Genomic DNA, 22,359 nt, shown 5'->3' on the forward strand with positions numbered 1-22,359 from the left:
TTTTTTATTCCGTAGTTAACCCATAAAAAATTATTTATTTTGTCCAAGCCTAACAAATAACTTTGTAACGTTAGTTTTTGATACTTTACCCACTATTTTGTATTGTTCTTTCTCATCTACCATAATTTTTTCTACTATTGGAATACTATCAATCTCATGTTCTATTATCTTTTTTGCAATATCATATGCAGGATCATTTACATCTCCACATACTATATTTGGCATTCTAGTCATTATAACGCCAACTGGAACCTTATGAATATCAGTTCCTCCTATAGCAATTTTTAAGAAATCTTTTCTTGACACTGCACCTATTAAAAACCCTGAATTTTCAACAAATAAAGTACCTACATCATTTAAAAATAGGTATACGATTGCATCATATACCGTCATTGATTCATTGACTATTGATGGCTTTGACATAATATCTTTAACCTTAATTTCACTTATATATTCATGAACTAGGTTACTTTTTGGCTTATTTGAATAAACGTAACCAACCTTAGGTCTTGCATCTAGTGTTCCTATCATTGTTAAAATTGCTAAGTCTGCTCTAAGTGCTGCTCTAGTTACACCTAGCTTTTCTGCTAAACACTCACTAGTTATAGGTTCACCTTCCTTAACTAGTCTAATTATTTCCTCTTGTCTATCTGACAATTTCAAACGAATCCCTCTTTCTTAAAATAAGAAATATCCATTATTTTAAATTTATTGAATTATATACTAATTATACCATTTGTTTTTCGTTTGCCTATCTCGAATTTCTTAGAAAATCTAATAAATATAATGAATATTTCTTATATGTTCATTTTATCTTTATCATGCATGTGTTTTCTTGAAATTTCCCTAAACTATTTTTCATCATCAAAGTTTACTGTATATGTATATACAGTATCATCTGTCTTATATGACTTATTTTTATTTATTTGTTCATTTTTAATATTATCTTTTGTATTTTTAAATTTATCTTTTACTATTCCAGCAAACTCATATGCCTTATCTTTTACTTCTCCAGCTGCCTTTTCAACATATTTATTTACTACTTCAACGCTTCCATCGCATTTTGTTATTTCTATAGTAAGCTTAGTTGCAACTGTAGCTATTACACCAAATGCTAGTATTGGTGGAACAATAACTCCTATAACAGCAGCTGCAATTCCAGCATTTACAGGAACATCAACTAAAGTAGTATCATCTTTTTTAACTTTTATTCTACTTACATTTCCTTTTTCTATTATATTTTTTAACCATGCTTTAAATTCTTCTATATTTTCGCTTTTTTTAGAATTATCATCTTTAAAATTATTTTCTTCTGCAAATGGAACAACCACATTATTTTCTATATATATTAAAGCTTCTAATACATCACCGCCATTAAGTTCTAAAGCTTCTTTTGCTATCTTATAGCTAACACCAGTTCTTCTTCTTATTTCATCTACTTTTTCTAAAGTAATTTCTTTCATAGGTTATCACTCCTTTAAATAATTTAACATTTCTAAGCTCTTTGGCTTTTTTGCATAGTTTGATGAAATTATAAATGTTGTAACTCTTTCTATTTCTTTTTTAATGTCTTCTGATAAATTAAGTCTAAATATCTTATCTAAATTCGTATTTGTTAAGAATCTTAATGCATTATATGCTCCTTTAGATAGATAAAGTCCATGTGTTTTATTACATTCTTCACAAACTCCACCAAAATTTGATAAACTTATATAATTTGCAACATTTAATTTTTTCCCACAGTTTACACACTTATCTAAAATAAGCCCATATCCTGTGGCTTTTAAAAGTTTTAACTCAAAAGCTCTTATAAGAAGCTCATAATCTATAGCATCAGTGTCTAAAAGATATAAGGTTGTTATAAATTCCTTATATAACAACCTATTACTTTCACCATCTATAAGTGCTATATCAATAAGTTCACAAAGATATGATGAATATGTAAGTTTATCTAAATTACTCATAAGTCCTTGAAATGAATTAATTATCTTTCCTTCTTGTAAATTAGATAAATTTTTACCTTTAAAAAACATATAATCAGCATAACAAAGAGGAAGAGTAACAGCAAATAATTTGCTCTTACTTCTCTTTGCTCCTCTTGCTATAGCTGAAACTTTCCCAAAATTTTCAGTATATAACCAGACTAACTTATCATTTTCCTTATAATCTTGAGTTTTAATTATTACTCCTCTAGTTTTTAATAAGGACAATTAAATCAACCTCCAAATACTACTTAAGCTTTTTATATCCTAATTCTTTAAGTAATATTTTATTGTCTCTCCATTCTTTTCTTACTTTTACCCATATCTTTATATTTACCTTACTTCTTAAAAATCTTTCTAATTCATATCTTGAAGCTTCACCAATCTTCTTTAAGCACTGTCCATTCTTTCCAATTATTATTCCCTTATGTGAATCTTTTTCACAGATTAAATCTACTTCAATATGATAAGTTCCATTTTCTTTTTGCTTCATTTGTATTACATCCACTGCAATTCCATGTGGAACTTCATCTCTTAATGTTCTAAGTGCCTTTTCTCTTACTATTTCTGATACTACAAATCTTTCTTGAACATCTGTAATCATGTCTTCTGGATAATATTTTGGTCCTTGTGGTAATTTTTCAACCATTAATTCTAATAATTTATCTACATTTTTACCCTTCATAGCTGATATAGGTATTATTTCATCAAAATCAAATTCTTTTGAAAAATCTGCTAAAGACTTTGCAACTACATCTTGAGTAAACTCATCAATCTTATTTAAAACTAAGAAAACTGGAGCTTTTTTACTCTTTAAAGATTCTAAGATAAATTTATCTCCTCTTCCTATTTCTTCTCCTGGATTAGTTAAAAATAAAATTAAATCTACATCATTTGTTGAATCTTTTGCTGAATTAACCATGTATTCACCTAATTTATGTTTAGGTTTGTGAATTCCTGGTGTATCAACAAATATCATTTGATAATCATCTGTAGTTAATATAGTTTGTATATTATTTCTTGTTGTCTGTGGCTTATTTGAAACTATTGAAAGCTTCTCTCCCATTATATAATTCATTAAAGTAGACTTACCTACATTAGGTCTTCCTACTATTGATACAAATCCTGATTTAAACATTTTTCCTCCTACTACTCTAGATCTTTTTTGGTAAATGATCCAGGCATTATTTCCTCTAAAGTTTTCTCTATATAATCATTTTCATTTTTTATAATATAAATCTTTATGTCTTTGTTTTCTGCAAATTCTGTAATAACTTGCCTACATATACCACATGGATAAGTGTAATTATTAGTATCTCCAATAAGCGCAAGTTCTTTTAATACTCTATTTCCCTTTGATACACCATTAAATATAGCTGTACGTTCTGCACAATTTGTAGCTCCAAATGATGCATTTTCAATATTACATCCAGTATATATTTCTCCATCTTCAAAAAGTGCTGCTGCACCAACTTTAAAGTTTGAATATGGACAATATGCTTCCTCTCTTGCTGAAATTGCTTTTTTTATTATTTCTTTGTTCATAATACTACATCCCTCGTTTCTAAATATAAACCCCAATTTTATTGTGTGCTATTTATTATATCACTAATAGTTAATTAAAAAAAGTTTTATAAACAAAGGTTTATATTTTGAAAACCGTAAATATAAGTAGTGTTATCAAAACACCAATTAAAGACCCCACAACAACTTCAAACGCAGAGTGAACATCAGAGTCTACTCTACTTTGTGCTGTTATAAATGCCATAATAAAACTAAGCATTATACATATTGGTTCTTCTGTTATTAAAGATATAGCTGTAGATAACGAAAAAGCTAAAGCACTATGTCCACTTGGCATTCCACCCTTTAGTGGTGTACCTTCTCCAAAAATAGATTTTATTATTATAGTTACTATGCAAACAATAACTAATACTATAAATATAGTATATGGCTGTGATTCTTTTATCTTATTAAGCACTATAAGAGATATATTAGATAATTTATCCCAAAATATAATGTATCCAACTACAACAGCATTTATAGCTGTTAAAAGCACAGCACCTGCTGCTACATTTTTAGAAACCTTTGCAAGTGGATGATAATGATTTGTTTTCATATCAACCACAGCTTCTATTGAAGTATTTAAAAGTTCTGCTGCAATTACCATAGTTATTGTTATGGCAAGTATTAAAAATTCAACTTTTGAAACATCAAAAAAAAGACACAACAACAAAACCACTAAAGTTATACTAAGATGTATTTTCATATTTCTCTGAGTTCTAACAGTATAAATTATCCCATCTATAGCATTATTAAAACTATCAATGATTTTTTTTAATCTCATAAAAACCCCCTTATTAAAAATAACCCTTATTTTTATCTAGTAATATATAACTTTCCTAATATATCTTCTTCTCTTTTTCTCATTATCTTTTTATCATCTTCTTCCATATGGTCATATCCTAATAAATGTAATACTGAATGAACCACTAAATAACATGATTCTCTTTCAAAAGAATGACTATATTCTCTGCTTTGTTCTAAAGCTCTCTCTAGTGATAAAACTATATCTCCTAAAACTAATTCTTCCCCATCCATAAATGTTATATCAAAATTATTATCTTTATACATTTCTTTAAATACTTTTTTATCTTGATAATCTAACATAGGAAATGAAAGCACATCTGTTGCTCTATCTATTCCCCTTGTTTCATTATTTATTTCTCTTATCTCTTCATTATCTACAAAAAGCATAGATATTTCACAATCAACAGATACCTCTTCCTCTTTTAATGCAAAATTTATAACATTTTCAAGTTTTTCTACAAATTCATCTGTTACTTTTATTTTTTCTTGTCTATTATCTACATAAATCATATATATATTCTCCTTAATACTTAATTTGATTATAAATTAAATTATGGGGAGTATTAATCTCCCCATAATCTATTTACTTGTAATTTTCTTCTCTGTTGGATACTCTACTCTTTGATGATAAATTCCATATAATGCTTTTAAAAAGCATTTACGTATCTTTTCTAAATCCTTTAATGTTAAATCACAATTATCTAATTGTCCTGAATGAAGCTTATCTTTAATAATATTATTTACCATCTCTTCTATCTTGCCTTTTGTTGGATCATTAATAGATCTAACTGCAGCCTCTACACTATCTGCTAACATTATTATTCCAGCCTCTTTGCTACTTGGAATAGGACCTTGATACTTAAAATCTTCTTCCTTTATTTCATCTGGATTTTCTGCATTGTTTTTCATAATATAATAGAAGTATTTTACAAGTGTTGTTCCATGATGTTGCTGTATTATATCTTTAATAACATCAGGTAAATTATATTCTTTTGCAAGTTCTACCCCATCTTTAACATGAGATATTATTATTAGCGTACTTAAGTTAGGATTTATTTTATCATGAGGATTTTCTTTTCCTATCTGATTTTCACCAAAGAAAAATGGTCTTTTTAATTTTCCTACATCATGAAAATAAGCCCCTACTCTTGCTATTACTGGATTTGCATCAATTTCCTCTGCTGCCATTTCTGCAAGATTTGCAACTAACATGCTATGATGATAAGTTCCTGGTGCCTCCATCAATAACTTTTTAAGCAGTGGATTATTTGGATTTGCAAGTTCAAGTAATTTTAGAGTTGTAACTATATCAAAGCTTGATTCTAAAAATGGTAAGATACCAATAGCTAAAACTGCTGAAAATACCACACCTATCGCTGCAATACCACTATTTATAAATATTTCTTTAAAATTATTTGTAAGCAATAAACCAGTTGTAAACGTAAGTAACATGCTCATTATCATTAAAAAAATTGATGAATAAAATATATCATTTCTTTGTTGTATCTTTCTAAGACCAGTAGATCCTAAAATTGCATTTAAAATTCCAAGTATCATAATCTGTGGATTAAAATTAACTAATGCTCCAATTATGATTACATTTATGCTACATACAACAAGTGATAATTCATAATTTACTAATAATGATATAAGTATAGGTGCACAAGCAAGTGGAATTGCAAATGGTGACAATTCTCCTATTATCCTTGCTAGAATAAAGCTAGATACATTTATTATATTTATAAGTATAATAAGCTTAGTATTTTTATAAATTTTCTTATGTTTTTTTAAAATATACATATGTTGTATATAAAAAACTGTCACTGTAAATATAGCAAGAACAGTGTATAAAGCAAAAAATGAATTTCCTCCACTTTTATCTAATAAACCTAAATCTTTTAAAATGGATATCTGTTCTGCCGTTACTGGTTCTCCTTCACTTACTATTGTTTGATTTTTCTTAATAATAACCTTAGGAGTATTTTTTTGAACCTCTTTTATAACTTCATCTGTCTTTTCTTTGTCATAAATAAAATTTGGCTTTATATATTGTACAACTAATTTTTTAAGAACTTTTTTTATACTTAGAGAAAAATCCATTTCATCAATTCTTTTCTCTACCAAATCAGTTGCCTTTTTAAAGCTTTGTTCATTATCATTTTGTATATTTTCTTGATATACTTCTTTTATTATTTCATTAATATCAAATTTTATCTCATTTAATGATTCTTGTGATAAAGAAAGTAAAATCTTATAATCACTTTCTGATAAATTACTATCTAAACTAGAAAGTTCTTTTAATTTATCTTTTTCATCTTCAAGCGTAGTATTTAGATTTGAAACTTTATTTAATACCCTATTAATATTTTTTTGAACTTCACTTTGAACCTCACCTTTTAAGGTGTATGCTTTATCTATTTTTTCTGTTGCTTCTTTTATTTTTTCTTGAGTTGCTAATTCATTTACTGTATCTCTCGATGCTTTTATATCTACCCTTGCAATATCTCCTTCTTTTAAGTCATATTGTTTTGGGGCAATTACAGATACAAGTAATATATAAGTTATAATAATAGAAATTCCACTTATTAAAAACCTTATATATTTATCTTTAGGCTTAATTTCAACTTTATTTTTTCTTATCAAGTTTATCACCTTCTTATCACCCAATATACAATTATATTTATGATGCAATATCCTCTTCGACTATAAAACTTGCAATAATTTTTATTTTTCCATCTCCAATATCTTCTACATCATAATTTCTCTTTACTACCTTTGCTTCATTGGTTAAATCTTTTATGAGAAATTTTTCAAGCTTATTAACTGATTCTTCTATAACTTTATCTTTATTTAAATTAATTTCTTGATTTTCTACTTCATAATAAGTTATAGATTTAAATATACCATTATTATCTTCTATTTTATCATAGTTTTTAAAAGAATTTGTAGACTTTTTTAGATAAATTTTCTTTCCATATAAATCTAGATAAATATCTCTATCCTTATTTCCCGTTCTTTCTAATTTTTCACCATTTATTTGAACTTCTAAACTTCTTTCATAAAATACATTAGCTATTACTACACCTGATGCACTTGTTTCATATTTTTCTTCTAAAAGCCCATAGTAAGGTAATATTAATGTATCACCTTTTTTAACCATATCTCCTGGATTTACAGCTGCTGTTCCAAATTCAGTATATATCCTCTTTACTTCTCCATCTTTTTTAGCTAAAACCTCCCCTTCTTTTCCTTCTAACACCTGTGGAGGGTTAATCTTTTCTTCAATCTTAAGTTTTAAACTTGAACCTTCCATTCTAGCTCTAACCCAAAGTATTTCAGAATTAAGATCCTCTAGCTTTTTTTCAATATCATATACATTTATATCATCTTTACTTAATCCTTGTTTAATTCCTAAATCACTTAGCATTTTTCTAACTTCAAAAGGTGATACATTTTTCTCTGTTTCTATATCAATTGCCCATATACGAGTTGAAAACATAAATAGTATAAGTAAAAATATAATTCCCCCTAAAATAAAAGAAATTCTCTTTTTAATTCTAGAAAGTCTTGCCATAACTCCTCTTCTTTTAAGTATTTTTATCTTACCATTATATCTTCTTACAATAGTTTTTACATCTTCATAGTCTTCACCATATATATCCATAGTAAAGGTGGCTGCATTAATTCTTTTTATATTATCTATTCTTACATTATTTTTCCATAGTGTATTTAATAATTGTTCTGTATTTATAAGAGTAATTTCAACCGTTATTATAGTTAATTTCTTTGTTTCAAAATTCATTGCATAAATTCTCCATAATCTACTGATTTAAATTTTCCACTTAAAACTATTGTTTCAGAAGCTATATATAAAATTTCGAAATTTTCCCCTTCTATTTTTATAATTCCATTATTAGTTTTTATCCTTATACATTCATCTTCAAAACTCTCTATTCCCTCATGATTTTCAATTGTTATTTCATTATCTCCTACAATCGTTATTTTAGGCAAATTTAAGATTACATCTTTAGGAAGATCAATCCTTTCTAAAACTTTATTTCTTCTATTAATTATACTTTCTCTCATAAACCCCTCTCCCTTATAATTTCTATCATATTAATTTATGTTTCCTAAACTGCTTTAATACCAAAAAAGAAGGTAAGCTTTATAAAGCTTACCTTCTTTTTTAAATTAAAATAACAAAAAGGACTCTTATAAAGAGTCCTTCTGCTATTTATTATTTAAATAATCTTTCACTATTTGACTTACAAGTTTGCCATCAGCCTTCCCAACTGTTTTTGGTCTAACTAACGCCATAACTTTTCCCATGTCTTTTATGCTACTTGCACCCGCTTCTATAGCTGATTCCTTAACTATTTGTAAGATTTCTTCTTCGCTTAATTGCTGAGGAAGGTAACTTAGCAAGATATTAATTTCGGCATTAGCTTCATCAACTAAATCTTGTCTATTACCTTTTTCAAACTCAAGCACAGCTTCTCTTCTTTGCTTGACTTCTTTTGCTAATATTTCAATTACTTGACTATCATCTACAGGCTTATTATTTGTTTTTTCAATTAATAAAATAGCAGACTTAGCTGTACTTAATACATTAGCTTTAAACTTGTCTTTTGCCTTTAAAGCAGTTTTCCAATCTTCTTGAAGTCTTTCTTTAATTGTTGGCATATCTATACCTTCTTTCAAAATACTACTTGAACTTTCTCTTTCTAGCAGCTTCTGATTTCTTTTTCTTCTTTACGCTTGGCTTTTCGTAATGTTCTCTCTTTCTAACTTCTGAAAGAACTCCAGCTCTAGCACATTTTCTTTTAAATCTTCTTAACGCACTTTCAAGTGTTTCGTTTTCTCCAACTTTTATTTCTGACATAATTATCCCTCCCTCCGCTAGCTTAAATTATCAATTCAATCAGCTACGGGCTTAATAACACAAGCTATATTATACATTTTTGCGTCGATTGTGTCAATAATTTCTGAAAGATTTTTTAACCTGGTGGCCATTTTAATTCTCTTCCACCTAAAACATGAAAATGTAGATGATCTACAGTTTGACCGCCTAATTTCCCACAATTATTTATAATTCTATATCCATCTTCTGAAATACCTAGTTCACTTGTTATTTTATTTATAACTTCAAATATGTGTGCAATTATATGTGAATTTTCTTTTGTTATATAATTAGCACTTTTTATATGTTCCTTAGGTATAACTAAAAAATGAACTGGAGCTTCTGGACTTATGTCGTAAAAAGCATAGACATACTCATCTTCATATATCTTATTTGATGGAATTTCTCCATTAACTATTTTACAAAAAATACAATCTGACATAAATTCACCCCCTTTAGAAAATATTCACCTTATTATTTTACCACTTTTCCTTCAGCGTAGTCACCTTTTGATGATAAAATTTTTACTTTTATTATATTTCCTACATCTTCTTTAGATGATCCACTTACATGAACCTTTACAAAGTTTCTAGTATATCCTTCAAATATATCTTCTTGACCCTTTACTTCTTGCTCAATTAATACGCCCATTTCTCTGCCTACTAAGCTTTCAGTAAATTCAGCTTCATTTTTTTCATTAAGCTCTATTAATTTTTTACTTCTTTCATCTTTTTTATTTCCATCAACTTGATCCTTCATGTCTGCTGCTTTTGTTCCAGTTCTTGGACTAAACTTAAATACATGAGTCTTAGTTAATTTATTTCTCTTTAAGAATTCATATGTTTCGTTGAATTCTTCATCTGTTTCTCCTGGGAATCCAACAATAACATCAGTTGTTATAGATGCATCTTTTAAAGTGCTTCTTAATAGATTTACAGTTCTTTCGTATTCTTCTGCTGTATATCTTCTATTCATTCTCTTTAATGTAGCATTACATCCACTTTGTAATGATAAATGGAATTGTGGACAAAGCTTTTTCATGTTTTTAATCTTTTCTATAACTTCATCTGTGAAAAATCCTGGTTCTATAGATCCTATTCTAACTCTTTCTATTCCATCAATCTTTTCTATTTCTTCAAGTAAAGTAACTAAATTAACATTCCCATCTAAATCTAATCCGTATGATGCTGTATGTATACCTGATAATATTACTTCCTTAAATCCATGACTTGCAAGTTGTTTTACTTCATCAAGAACATTATTGTAGTCTTTTGAACAAACAGCTCCTCTTGTATATGGTATTAAGCAATATGCACAAAATCTATTACATCCATCTTGTATTTTTAAGAACGCTCTAGTTTTATCTCTATATTCTTCTATCTTTAATTGTTCGAAGTTTTTGTTCTTAAGAACTCCACCAACTTGTATTTGTGGTTTTTTCTCGTCCATAGCCTTATTTACATAATAAACTACTTCTCCCTTATTTCTGCTTCCAAGAACAACGTCTACCCCTTCTATTTCTGATACTTCCTTAGGTGCAATTTGAGAATAACATCCAACTACTGCAATTATAGCATCTTCATTTAATCTTCTTGCTCTACCTATTATTTGTCTTGATTTTTTATCTCCCATATTTGTAACTGAACATGTATTTATAACATAAACGTCAGCAACTTCTGAAAAGTCTACAACTTCATATCCTTCTCTTACAAACTTTTCAGTCATAGCTTCTGATTCATACATGTTTACTCTACATCCTAATGTAGCAAATGCAACTTTCATTAAATCATTCCTCCTAGATCTCCTAACTCATATTGAAGTAATGAAGTAGCCACAAAGCCTGCTGTTTCTGTTCTAAGTATTCTTTTTCCTAAAGTTATTATAAAAGCTTTAGCATCCTTCAATCTTTCAATCTCTTCCTCTTCAAATCCACCCTCTGGACCTACTATTATACCAATCCTTTTGATACTTTTCTTATCTATATCTTTCATAAGAGCTTTGATTCCATAGTCTTCTCTATTTTCATATGGCACTACTACTAAGTCAAATGTATTTATTTGGTCTAATAATTCTTCAAATTCGATAGGTTTTAAAACTTCTGGTATTATGCTTCTCTTACTTTGCTTACAAGCTTCAAGTGCTATTCTATTTAATCTATCTAGCTTTTTAAAATCACCTTTAAGCTTAACATCAACTCTTTCTGTTATAACAGGAATAAATTTACCTATACCAAGTTCTGTACCTTTTTGAACTATCAAATCCATCTTTTGAGCTTTAGGCATCCCTTGAAATAACACTATTTCAACATCACTTTCATTATTTATATCTAATTTTTCAATTATATCTAATGTAACTTCGCTCTTTGTTACTTCATTTATCTTAGCTAAATACTCAATTCCTTCGCAATTATTTAAAATTACTTCTTCACCCTCAGTTAGCCTTAAAACTTTATAAATATGTTTAACATCTTCCCCAACTATCTTTCCTTTATTATCAGATATGTAGTTTGATGGGGTAAAAAATTTATGCATTCATTCTTCACCTAACCCTTATTTTGCTTTTGCTATGATACAGTTCCATTCACCATCTTTATTTATCTTTATAACTTCAAAACCTGATTCTTCTAATTTATCAGTAACCATTTTTACTCTTTCATGTATTATTCCTGATGTTATAAACATTCCACCGTTTTTTAATACTCTCTTAACATCATCGATTAATATGCATATTACTTCAGCAATAATGTTTGCAACAACTATATCAGCTTTTCCTTCTATTACTTCAACTAAGTTTCCATAAAGTATTTCTATATTATCTAGATTATTATATTCTACATTTTCCTTAGCAGATTCTACTGCAACTGGGTCTAAATCAACACCTACAGCTTTTTTAGCACCAAGTTTAGCTGCTGCTATTGCAAGTATACCAGATCCTGTACCAACGTCAAATACAGTGCTATCTTTTTCAACATATTTTTCTAAAGCTTGAATACACATCTTTGTTGTTTCATGATCCCCTGTTCCAAATGCCATACCTGGATCTAATTCAACTACTAATTCACCTTCATTTTGTTTGTATTCTTCCCATATTGGTTTAACAACAATCTTTTCTCCAACTTTTGAAGGCTTATAGTATTTTTTCCAGTTATTTGCCCAATCTTCTTCATGAGTTTTAGTAACTTCTACCCTTCCTTCACCAACATTGAAGCCCATTTCTCTTATTTCTTCTACTTTTTCTTTTACATATGTAACAACTTCATCTATATTATCTTCTTCTGAGAAATATCCTTTAACTACAGCATATTTTCCTTTATGTTCTAATACATTTATATCTGCAAAATCCCAAGTTAATGGTCCTTGATCTCTACCTAATATATCATTAGGATCTTCAACTGATACACCCTTACAATCTAATATATAAAAAATTCCTTCTATAGGTTCAAGTGCCTCGCTTGTTGTAATTACTTTTACCTCAATCCATGATCCTTCCATGAAATTCATTCCTTTCTCTTTCATTTTAATGAACTAATAAATAATTTTACCCTTTTTAAATGAAATCTGTCAAGAAAACTATAAAGTCTAGACAAATAATATATTTCTCTATTTATTATCATTAATTACTTGATATTCTTTTTTACTTAGAAAAAAGGCTGCTAAAAGCAGCCTTTAAGTTTTATCTTATTAAATCTATTAATCTTTCTTAAAGAAATCCTTTATTCCTTTTTTATGACGTCCATGAGATTCCTCAACACTTTCACCTGATGCTTCCATGAACATATTAAGAGCTTCTTTTTGCTTTTCATTAAGCTTCTTTGGAATATCAACTATGACTTTAACATATTGATCTCCTCTTCCACTTCCATTAACTCTTGGAACACCCTTACCCTTTAACCTAAATAATGTTCCTGATTGAGTTCCTGCTGGTACTGTATATTTAACATTACCATCTACTGTCTCAACAGTTATTTCTGTTCCAAGTGCTGCTTTTGCTATTGATATATGTGCATCTACATATATATCAATACCCTTTCTTGTAAATTTCTTAGAAGGTGCAACAATTATATTTACATAAAGATCTCCAGCTGGTCCACCGTTTGTACCATCTTCACCTTGTCCTCTAAGTGGGATTATGTTTCCACTATCAACACCTGCTGGTATATTAACTTTAATCTTTCTGTTCTTTCTAACTTTACCTTTTCCTTTACATGTTGGACATGCTTCTTCAATAATTTTTCCTGTTCCATGACATTGATCACAAGTTGTAGTACTTACAAAGCTTCCAAGTGGAGTTTGTCTTTGTACTCTTATTTGTCCTGAACCATGACATGATGGACATGTTTTTGGAGTTGTTCCAGGTTTAGCACCTGATCCATGACAAGTTTCACAATTTTCGCTTCTTGTAACAGATATTTCTTTTTCTACTCCACTTATTGCTTCTTCAAAAGTTAATCTAACTGTATATTCTATATCAGCGCCTCTTCTTGGTCCATTATTATTTCTTGAACTTCCACCGCCTCCAAAGAATGAGTCAAATATATCTCCAAATCCGCCCATGTCTGAGAAGTCAAAGCCACCGAATCCACCTGCTCCTGCTCCAAATCCACTTCCATCGAAATCAGCCGTTCCAAATTGATCGTATCTAGCTTTTTTCTCAGGATCTGAAAGTACTTGATAAGCTTCATTAATTTCTTTAAATTTCTTTTCAGCCTCAGCATTTCCTTGATTTTTATCAGGATGGTATTTTATAGCTAGCTTTCTAAAGGCTTTTTTTATCTCTGCATCACTTGCACCTTTTTCTAAACCAAGGACTTCATAATAGTCTTTTTGTGCCATCTATCTTCACCACCAAATTTTCTTTAATTTCACACATTTTACAAAAGGGAAGACGACACTTGCCTTCCCTCTTTGTATTATATAAGAGATTATAGTATACTTACAACTATTTATCGTCTTCTACTTTAAAATCTGCATCTACAACATTGTCATCATGTGGTGCTTCATTAGTTCCTTGTGCTCCACCCATGTTGTTTGGATCAAATCCTTGAGCTCCTGGTTGTGCTCCTGCTTCTTGGTATATCTTTGATGATATTGCATAGAATTCTTGAGTTAATTCTTCGATAGCTTTCTTGATAGCTTCTATATCATCACCATCTTTAATCTTCTTAACTTCTTCTAATTTAGCTTGAACTTTTGCTTTATCGTCAGCTGAAACTTTATCTCCAAGTTCTTCTAATGTCTTTTCAGTTTGATATACAACTTGATCAGCATTATTCTTAACTTCTATTGATTCTTTTCTCTTCTTATCTTCTTCAGCGAACTTTTCAGCTTCTTTTACTGCCTTTTCAACTTCGTCTTCTGTTAAGTTTGTTGAAGCAGTAATTGTGATGTTAGCTTCTTTTCCAGTTCCTTTATCCATTGCAGATACTTTAACAATACCGTTAGCATCTATATCAAATGTTACTTCGATTTGAGGGATTCCTCTTGGAGCTGGTGCTATTCCTGATAATGTGAATCTTCCTAATGTCTTGTTATCAGCAGCCATTTGTCTTTCACCTTGAACTACGTGAATTTCAACTGATGTTTGACCATCTGCAGCTGTTGAGAATGTTTGACTCTTCTTAGCTGGAATAGTTGTATTTCTTTCTATAAGTGGAGTTGCAACTCCTCCTAAAGTTTCGATTCCAAGAGTTAATGGTGTAACATCTAGTAATAATACATCTTTAACTTCTCCTGTTAATACACCTGCTTGAATAGCTGCACCGATTGCAACACATTCATCTGGGTTTATTCCCTTTGAAGGTTCTTTTCCTGTGAAGTTTTTAACTGCTTCTTGAACAGCTGGTATTCTTGTTGATCCACCAACTAATAATACTTTATCTATATCATTTACTGATATTCCTGCATCAGCTATTGCCTTCTTCATTGGTTCAATTGATCTTTGAACTAAATCATGAGTTAATTCGTTAAACTTAGCTCTAGTTAAGTTCATATCTATGTGCTTTGGACCAGTTGCATCAGCTGTTATAAATGGTAAGTTGATGTTTGTTTGTGTTGATGATGATAATTCTATCTTAGCTTTTTCAGCAGCTTCTTTTAATCTTTGAAGAGCCATCTTATCTTGTCTTAAATCAATTCCATTTTCAGCTTTGAATGTTTCTGCAATGTAATCCATTATCTTGTTATCGAAGTCATCTCCACCAAGCTTTGTATCTCCGTTTGTTGATAATACTTCAAATACTCCATCACCAAGTTCTAGGATAGATACATCGAAAGTACCACCACCTAAGTCATATACTAATACTTTTTCTTCGTGGTCTGCTTTTTCTAAACCATATGCTAATGATGCAGCTGTTGGTTCGTTTATTATTCTAAGTACTTCAAGTCCTGCAATCTTACCAGCATCTTTTGTTGCTTGTCTTTCAGCATCATTAAAGTAAGCTGGTACAGTTATAACTGCTTGAGTAACCTTTTCTCCTAAATAACTTTCCGCATCTGCTTTTAATTTTTGAAGTATCATTGCTGATATTTCTTGTGGTGTGTATTGTTTACCATCTATATCAACTTTATAATCAGTTCCCATATGTCTCTTTATTGAGATTATTGTCTTATCTGGATTAGTAATTGCTTGTCTTTTAGCAACTTGACCTACTAATCTTTCTCCATTTGCTTGGAATGAAACAACTGATGGAGTTGTTCTTGAACCTTCTGAGTTAGTTATAACAACTGGTTCTCCACCTTCCATAACTGCTACACATGAATTTGTAGTTCCTAAATCAATACCTATTATTTTTGACATAATTTATTCCTCCTTATTGCAAACTCTCGTTTGTTATTAATTTCTATTTAAATTATATTATCTTTTAATTAGCTACTTTAACAACAGAGTGTCTTATAACTTTATCTCCTCTTTTATAACCCTTCATGAATACTTCAGCAACTGAATTTGGGCCGAAGTTTTCATCTTGAACATGCATTACTGCTTGATGAAGATTTGGATCAAATCCTTCTGATGTTTCTATTTCTTCAACACCTATCTTTTCTAGAGCTGTTTGGAAACCTTTTAGTGTCATTTCAACACCTTTTTTCATGTCTTCAACACTACCATTAGCTTCAACTGCTCTTTCTAAGTTATCAAGATTTGGTACTATTTCTTTTAGTACATCTATACAAGCATCTGTATAAATACCCTCTTTTTCTTTAGCTGTTCTTTTTCTGTAATTTTCATATTCAGCTGTAACTCTTAAAAGTCTATCTTTTAAAGCCTCAAGTTCGTTAGTTAACTTTTTGTTTTCTTCCTTAGTCTTTTTAAACATTTCTAACTCATCCTCTTCTTTTTTGCTATCAGCATTTTCTTGAGACTCTTCTTTTGATGTTTCTTCAACATCTTCTTTTTCTGTAGTTTCTTTTACATCTTCATTAGCTATGTTTTGTTCATCATCTTTGATTTCATTTTCTAAGTTTTCATTATTTTCTACCATGCCTTTAAAACACCCCTTTTCTTTTAACTTTTAGATTGTTTTTTTAATGTTTTATTTAATTCTTTCATAACTTGCGCCATTATTGCGATTACTTTAGAATAGTCAATTCTTCTAGGCCCTATAAGGCCAATAGTTCCTTTTGCACTATCACCTAGCGAGTATTCAGCTGATATAACGCTACATTCTTTTGCCTCTGGAATATAATTTTCCTCACCAATTCTTATCGTTATATCATTTTCAGGTTCTATAAGTTCAACAATACAATCTTTATTATGAAGAAGTGACAATATTTCTTTCGCTTTATCTATGTCATTGTATTCTGGAAAGTTTAAAATATTTGTTGCCCCTTCCATAAATACTCTAGAAGTATCATCTTCCTTTAAACATTGATATAATGCTGGAAGCATTGCATCAAATACTTCTTCATATCCTTGTAAATCTGATTTTAGATTGTTTATAACTTCTAAATTAATTTCATTTATTGAAAGATGTAATAATCTTTTATTTAAAATGTAATTTATCTTGTTTAAAACTTCTATAGAAGGTGGCTTATTAATTCTAATTATTTGATTTTTAATAAGGCCTCCATCAGTAACAATTACTGCTAAAAGACTGTTTTCATCAAGATTCATAACTTGAACTGATTTTAAACAACTCATACTTATAGAAGGTGTTTTTACAATGCATGTAAGATGAGTTAGCTCTGAAAGTAAGGCACTTGCATTTTTAACTATCTTATTAACTTCTAGCATTGCCGAGTTTATAACATACTCTTTTATCTTTAAATCTTCTTCTTTACTTAAAAGTGACTTTTCCATTAAGCTATCTACATATAATCTGTATCCTTTGCTTGATGGAATTCTTCCTGCAGAGGTATGAGGTTGCTCTAAATAACCCATATCTTCAAGGTCTGCCATTTCATTTCTGATTGTTGCAGATCCAACTCCTAAGTTATGATTTTTTGCTATTGTTCTAGAACCTACTGGCTCTCCAGTTTTAATGTAATCATTGATAATAGCTTCTAATATTTTTATTTTTCTATCATCAATAACCATATCATCACCTCTAATTATTAGCACTCACCATTAACGAGTGCTAACGACTATATTTAAATAATATTCTCGTTGATTATTTTTGTCAACGAGAATTTTTTTCTTTTTTATACTAATTTTTATAAACTAAACAATATTATCTCTTATTTTCTTTCATTTGCTTCTGTTTTTAAATCTATAATATAAATTCACTCATTACCCAATTAGATACCTCTATTCCTTTTTCTGTTAAAGAAATATCTTTTTCATCTTCTTTTAAGAGTCCCTTCTTTATATTATCCTGAATTACTTTTCCATATACATCATATATATCTTTTTTAAATCTTTTCTTAAATTCATCTTTACTTATGCCTTTAATCATTCTAAGACCTAAAAACATAAATTCTTCCATATCTTCTTTTATAGTATTTTCTAATACTTCATCATATACCTCCTCTCCATTACGTATTTTTTCTATATATTCTGATATATTATCTATATTTTTTATTCTCTTTTCATCTATATATGAACTAGCTGATGTTCCCACCCCTAAATATTCATCACATTTCCAATAGACTTTATTATGGTAACATTCCATATTATCTTTTGCGTAATTAGAAATTTCATATTGATGATATCCATTAGCTTCTAAAATATACTTTGTTAATTTATACATTTCTCTTTCATCATTTTCTTTTGGCAAATCAAGAAGGCCTTTTTCATACATAGTGTAAAAAGGTGTTCCTTCTTCAATAATTAGGCTATAGCATGATATATGTTCTGGATTTAATTTAATTATGTCACTTAATGTTTCTTTATAATCTAAAACACTTTGATTTGGCAAACCGAACATAATGTCTATATTTACATTTTCAAAGCCAAAATCTCTAATTTTTCTATAATTTTCATTAAATTCTTCTATTGTGTGTATCCTACCTATATCTTTAAGTAGATTATTATGAGTTGTTTGAAGCCCTAAACTTATTCTATTTATTCCATAATCTTTCATTATTTTAAGTTTTTCTTCTATTAACGTACCAGGATTACATTCAATAGTTTTTTCTGCATCATCAATATAATTTAGCTTACTTAATGTATTTAGTAGTTTTTCTAAATTTTTTTCACTTAAATATGATGGAGTTCCACCTCCAATAAATAAACTTCTTATAATACTTTTGCTACACTTTATATTTATTTCTTTAATTAATGCATCTATATAATCATCTTCTAATTTTTCTTTTCCTGCATATGATGGGAAATCACAATATAAACATTTTTGCTTACAAAATGGAATATGTACATATAACGCAATTTCTTTCATCTTACTTCACCTCTTATTTGTTTTTAAATATTATAACAAAAAAGAAGATTCTAATCTTAACTTATTAAAATCTTCTTTATATTTTTATAATAAAGCTTCTGCTTCTTCTTCAAGATGCTTTAATCTTTTATTCTCAGTTTCTATTACAGAAAAATCATGAATTTCTTTAAAATTATAAAAAAAGTTTGCAAATGCTATCTTTTCAGATCTATTTATATCAAGGTCTATTGCAACTTTATCTAAATAATCTATTTCTACATCCCCATAGTTTCCATCAACTAAAGCTAAGCCAATCAATTCAAAATATATTATTCTTTTTATTCTTTCTTTGCTATTTCTTAATGCATTTATTATCTCTTCATAAGACATTGATTCTATTTTAGAATTATTTATACCTAATTCATTTATATAATCACGTATAAGCCTCTTTTCTTTTTTGTTTATTATGTTATCAATACTTGCAAATTGATTTAGTAAATTCGTAAATGCAACTGCTTCTTTATGACTAAGTTCTTTCAAAAACATATAAAATTCCCCTTTTATATATAAAAAATTAAATCTTTTCTATTAAATCTATATTATCTATATTATGAAAAATAAGATTTCTTTGAACTTTATATATTCTTGTCTTTATTTCACTATTTTCAAAAAGAACAATAAGTTCTTCATTTAATCCATTTTTATTAACAAAAGTATCTACACTGCTTCCTTTTAAACTTATAGGAATTATATCTCCATTACGTCTTCTTAATGTTCCTGTTATAAGACCTTGTCTTCTTAATTTTTTACACTTTATATTAGAATTTCTTCTATTTATTTGTATCATTTAATAAACACCTCATTAATTTATTAATATTAATATATATTCAATACTAGTAAATTAATTCTTGATATTTATATAAAAAAAGAAACCCTAAAAACTTTAGGATTTCTTTTAATTAATTATTAATCTACCTTTAAGATTGACATAAATGCTTCTTGTGGAACTTCAACTGATCCAACTTGTCTCATTCTCTTTTTACCTTCTTTTTGCTTTTCAAGAAGCTTTCTCTTTCTTGATATATCCCCACCATAACACTTAGCAAGAACATCTTTTCTCATAGCTTTAACAGTTTCTCTTGCTATGATTTTTGATCCTATTGCTGCTTGTATTGGCACTTCAAAAAGTTGTCTTGGAATTATTTCTTTAAGTTTTTCTGCTATTCCTCTACCTTTATGGTATGCTCTTTCTTTTGGAACTATCATTGAAAGTGCATCTACTATATCTCCATTTAGAAGAATATCAAGCTTACAAAGATCTGCTTTTTCATATCCCTTAAATTCGTAATCTAATGATGCATATCCTCTTGTTTTAGATTTTAAAGTATCAAAGAAATCATAAACTATTTCATTTAAAGGAATATCATAATTTATAACAGCTCTTGTTTCCTCCATATATTGCATATCAATATATGTTCCTCTTCTTTCTTGGCAAAGTTCCATAACAGATCCTACATATTCAGTTGGAGTTATTATAGATGCTTTAACAACAGGTTCTTCCATATAAGCTATTTCACTCATTTCTGGAAGGTTAGTTGGATTTGTAATATCTAAAACTTCTCCATCAGTTTTCTTTATTTTATATATAACAGATGGTGCAGTTGTGATTATATCTAGATTAAATTCTCTCTCTATTCTTTCTTGAATTATTTCCATATGTAATAATCCTAAGAAACCACATCTAAATCCAAATCCTAATGCAATTGAGCTTTCAGGTTCAAAATTTAACGCAGCATCATTTATTTGAAGCTTTTCAAGTGCTTCTTTTAATTCTTCATATTTTGCTCCATCTACTGGATATATACCTGAATAAACCATTGGGATAGCTGGTTTATAACCTGGAAGTGGCTCTTTAGTTTCCCTTCCGCTTTCAGTTATTGTATCACCAACTCTAGCATCTTTTACATTCTTAATAGATGCAGTAATATATCCAACATCCCCTGCTTTTAATTCATTTACTGGGAAAAGTCCTGGTGTAAATACTCCAACTTCAGTAACATCATAAACCTTATCAGTTGCCATAAACTTTATCTTAGTTCCTCTTTTAACTGTACCGTCTTTGATTCTTACATAACTTACAACACCTTTATAAGCATCATAATATGAATCGAAAACTAATGCTTTAAGAGGAGCATTTTCATCTCCATTTGGAGCTGGTATATCACGCACTACAGCTTCTAAAACATCTTCTACATTTAATCCTGTCTTAGCTGATATCATTGGTGCTTCATCAGCTGGAATTCCTATTACATCTTCAATTTCTTGTTTAACTTCATCAGCTCTTGCAGATGGAAGATCTATTTTATTTATAACAGGAGTTATTTCTAGATCATTATCTAAAGCTAAATAACAATTTGCTAATGTTTGCGCTTGTATTCCTTGTGTTGCATCAACAACTAATACTGCACCTTCACAAGCTGCTAAACTTCTTGATACTTCATATGTAAAGTCTACATGTCCTGGAGTATCTATAAGATTTAATATATATTCTTCTCCATTTTCTCTTCTATATATAAGTCTTGCAGCTTGAGACTTAATTGTTATTCCTCTTTCTCTTTCTATTTCCATATTATCAAGTACTTGTTCTTCCATTTCTCTTTTTGTTAAAGTACCTGTAATTTCTAATAATCTATCTGCTAATGTTGATTTCCCATGATCTATATGTGCTACTATTGAAAAATTTCTAATAAATTTTTGTCTATCATTTTTCATATATAAAACTGCCCTTCTATATGTAAAAGCAGCTATTTCACCCCCATATATTAAAGTCAAGCTAAATTATATCACACTTTATGTAGAAAGTGTCAATAATTTAATAGGTTAGTATAACTGCTTATTTATTCTAATATATAATTTTTTCGAAAAGAATTTCTATTTGATTTATTAGTTTATGTGAAACATTACCTATTAATAAAAAACCTTTTTTTATTACATTTACTAAATAGGATTCTTCTTTTATTTTTATTTTATTATCATTTATGGTTACTAAATAACCTTTTTCATTCTCATTTTCATATATCTTTATGTTTGAATTGTCTTGAATAAAGCTATTAAAATCTTCTCCAAACTCTGTATTTACAAGTTTTTTGTTATCATCTGTATTTCCAACTGGGGATAAAGCCTTTGTATTTATAATATTTATCTTTGTTAATTGCAAAATAACTACTATTGATACTAAACTTAAAAATATTATTGCATATCTTTTATTTTTCATAAAGTGGGCACCTCTTTAAAATTTT

The 22,359-nt window shown here is 28.8% G+C and carries 25 protein-coding genes; all 25 read right to left on the minus strand.

Annotation, left to right across the window (positions count from 1 at the left end):
* Positions 1–30 precede the first annotated feature (30 nt).
* The 25 genes from SPJ33_RS04995 to SPJ33_RS05115 all read right to left on the minus strand — a co-directional run bounded on the left by SPJ33_RS04995 (position 31) and on the right by SPJ33_RS05115 (position 22,334).
* On the minus strand, positions 31–663 hold the full coding sequence (locus tag SPJ33_RS04995; protein WP_321116870.1) for a helix-turn-helix transcriptional regulator: 633 nt from the start codon (positions 661–663) through the stop codon (positions 31–33).
* Positions 664–851: 188 nt separating this feature from the next.
* Positions 852–1,463 carry a DUF4342 domain-containing protein gene (locus SPJ33_RS05000; protein ID WP_321116871.1) on the minus strand — a complete coding sequence of 204 codons (612 nt, stop codon included), beginning with the start codon at positions 1,461–1,463 and terminating at the stop codon, positions 852–854.
* A 6-nt stretch (positions 1,464–1,469) separates the two neighbouring features.
* Positions 1,470–2,210, minus strand: coding sequence for a DNA repair protein RecO (recO, locus tag SPJ33_RS05005; RefSeq protein WP_321116872.1), 741 nt, complete (start codon positions 2,208–2,210; stop codon positions 1,470–1,472).
* A gap of 19 nt (positions 2,211–2,229) precedes the next feature.
* Complete coding sequence (gene era, locus SPJ33_RS05010; protein WP_321116873.1) at positions 2,230–3,120, minus strand: GTPase Era; 891 nt, start codon at positions 3,118–3,120, stop codon at positions 2,230–2,232.
* A gap of 11 nt (positions 3,121–3,131) precedes the next feature.
* Positions 3,132–3,527 (minus strand): cytidine deaminase, encoded by a 396-nt coding sequence (locus tag SPJ33_RS05015; RefSeq protein ID WP_321116874.1) that lies wholly within the window; start codon positions 3,525–3,527, stop codon positions 3,132–3,134.
* Positions 3,528–3,627: 100 nt separating this feature from the next.
* Positions 3,628–4,329, minus strand: coding sequence for a diacylglycerol kinase (locus tag SPJ33_RS05020; RefSeq protein ID WP_321116875.1), 702 nt, complete (start codon positions 4,327–4,329; stop codon positions 3,628–3,630).
* A 32-nt stretch (positions 4,330–4,361) separates the two neighbouring features.
* The gene (gene ybeY, locus SPJ33_RS05025; RefSeq protein ID WP_321116876.1) at positions 4,362–4,862 is read right to left on the minus strand and encodes an rRNA maturation RNase YbeY; all 501 of its coding nucleotides are present in this window, start codon (positions 4,860–4,862) and stop codon (positions 4,362–4,364) included.
* A 69-nt stretch (positions 4,863–4,931) separates the two neighbouring features.
* The gene (locus SPJ33_RS05030) at positions 4,932–6,995 is read right to left on the minus strand and encodes an HD family phosphohydrolase (protein WP_414627206.1); all 2,064 of its coding nucleotides are present in this window, start codon (positions 6,993–6,995) and stop codon (positions 4,932–4,934) included.
* A gap of 37 nt (positions 6,996–7,032) precedes the next feature.
* Positions 7,033–8,154, minus strand: a complete 1,122-nt coding sequence (gene yqfD, locus SPJ33_RS05035) for a sporulation protein YqfD (RefSeq protein ID WP_321116878.1) — start codon at positions 8,152–8,154, stop codon at positions 7,033–7,035.
* Entirely contained in the window at positions 8,151–8,438 is a 288-nt protein-coding gene (gene yqfC, locus SPJ33_RS05040; protein ID WP_321116879.1) for a sporulation protein YqfC, read from the minus strand. The genes yqfD and yqfC overlap by 4 nt, the downstream gene beginning before the upstream one ends.
* 144 nt (positions 8,439–8,582) lie before the next feature.
* A complete protein-coding gene (locus SPJ33_RS05045) occupies positions 8,583–9,035 on the minus strand; it encodes a GatB/YqeY domain-containing protein (RefSeq protein ID WP_321116962.1) in 453 nt (150 codons plus the stop codon).
* A 22-nt stretch (positions 9,036–9,057) separates the two neighbouring features.
* Positions 9,058–9,234 carry a 30S ribosomal protein S21 gene (rpsU, locus tag SPJ33_RS05050; RefSeq protein WP_008429643.1) on the minus strand — a complete coding sequence of 59 codons (177 nt, stop codon included), beginning with the start codon at positions 9,232–9,234 and terminating at the stop codon, positions 9,058–9,060.
* Positions 9,235–9,349: 115 nt separating this feature from the next.
* Positions 9,350–9,694, minus strand: a complete 345-nt coding sequence (locus tag SPJ33_RS05055; RefSeq protein ID WP_321116880.1) for a histidine triad nucleotide-binding protein — start codon at positions 9,692–9,694, stop codon at positions 9,350–9,352.
* A 32-nt stretch (positions 9,695–9,726) separates the two neighbouring features.
* Positions 9,727–11,034, minus strand: coding sequence for a tRNA (N(6)-L-threonylcarbamoyladenosine(37)-C(2))-methylthiotransferase MtaB (gene mtaB, locus SPJ33_RS05060; protein WP_321116881.1), 1,308 nt, complete (start codon positions 11,032–11,034; stop codon positions 9,727–9,729).
* Positions 11,034–11,783 (minus strand): 16S rRNA (uracil(1498)-N(3))-methyltransferase, encoded by a 750-nt coding sequence (locus SPJ33_RS05065; protein WP_321116882.1) that lies wholly within the window; start codon positions 11,781–11,783, stop codon positions 11,034–11,036. Before SPJ33_RS05065 ends, mtaB begins: the two co-directional genes overlap by 1 nt.
* A gap of 18 nt (positions 11,784–11,801) precedes the next feature.
* Positions 11,802–12,743: a 50S ribosomal protein L11 methyltransferase gene (prmA, locus tag SPJ33_RS05070; protein WP_321116963.1), complete on the minus strand. Its 942-nt coding sequence runs from the start codon at positions 12,741–12,743 to the stop codon at positions 11,802–11,804.
* Positions 12,744–12,941: 198 nt separating this feature from the next.
* Positions 12,942–14,084 carry a molecular chaperone DnaJ gene (gene dnaJ, locus SPJ33_RS05075; RefSeq protein ID WP_321116883.1) on the minus strand — a complete coding sequence of 381 codons (1,143 nt, stop codon included), beginning with the start codon at positions 14,082–14,084 and terminating at the stop codon, positions 12,942–12,944.
* 106 nt (positions 14,085–14,190) lie between these two features.
* On the minus strand, positions 14,191–16,047 hold the full coding sequence (gene dnaK, locus SPJ33_RS05080; protein ID WP_321116884.1) for a molecular chaperone DnaK: 1,857 nt from the start codon (positions 16,045–16,047) through the stop codon (positions 14,191–14,193).
* 64 nt (positions 16,048–16,111) lie between these two features.
* Positions 16,112–16,729 carry a nucleotide exchange factor GrpE gene (gene grpE / locus SPJ33_RS05085; RefSeq protein WP_321116885.1) on the minus strand — a complete coding sequence of 206 codons (618 nt, stop codon included), beginning with the start codon at positions 16,727–16,729 and terminating at the stop codon, positions 16,112–16,114.
* Between the two features lie 23 nt (positions 16,730–16,752).
* A complete protein-coding gene (hrcA, locus tag SPJ33_RS05090; RefSeq protein WP_321116886.1) occupies positions 16,753–17,784 on the minus strand; it encodes a heat-inducible transcriptional repressor HrcA in 1,032 nt (343 codons plus the stop codon).
* A 172-nt stretch (positions 17,785–17,956) separates the two neighbouring features.
* On the minus strand, positions 17,957–19,081 hold the full coding sequence (gene hemW / locus SPJ33_RS05095; protein ID WP_321116887.1) for a radical SAM family heme chaperone HemW: 1,125 nt from the start codon (positions 19,079–19,081) through the stop codon (positions 17,957–17,959).
* Positions 19,082–19,165: 84 nt separating this feature from the next.
* The gene (locus SPJ33_RS05100; RefSeq protein WP_321116888.1) at positions 19,166–19,606 is read right to left on the minus strand and encodes a hypothetical protein; all 441 of its coding nucleotides are present in this window, start codon (positions 19,604–19,606) and stop codon (positions 19,166–19,168) included.
* Positions 19,607–19,634: 28 nt separating this feature from the next.
* On the minus strand, positions 19,635–19,907 hold the full coding sequence (locus SPJ33_RS05105) for a hypothetical protein (protein WP_321116889.1): 273 nt from the start codon (positions 19,905–19,907) through the stop codon (positions 19,635–19,637).
* Positions 19,908–20,026: 119 nt separating this feature from the next.
* On the minus strand, positions 20,027–21,832 hold the full coding sequence (gene lepA / locus SPJ33_RS05110) for a translation elongation factor 4 (protein WP_321116890.1): 1,806 nt from the start codon (positions 21,830–21,832) through the stop codon (positions 20,027–20,029).
* A gap of 130 nt (positions 21,833–21,962) precedes the next feature.
* Positions 21,963–22,334: a hypothetical protein gene (locus tag SPJ33_RS05115; RefSeq protein WP_321116891.1), complete on the minus strand. Its 372-nt coding sequence runs from the start codon at positions 22,332–22,334 to the stop codon at positions 21,963–21,965.
* Between the last annotated feature and the right edge of the window lie 25 nt (positions 22,335–22,359).

It is taken from the genome of Clostridium sp. (genome assembly GCF_034179595.1).
Taxonomy (GTDB): domain Bacteria; phylum Bacillota; class Clostridia; order Clostridiales; family Clostridiaceae; genus Clostridium.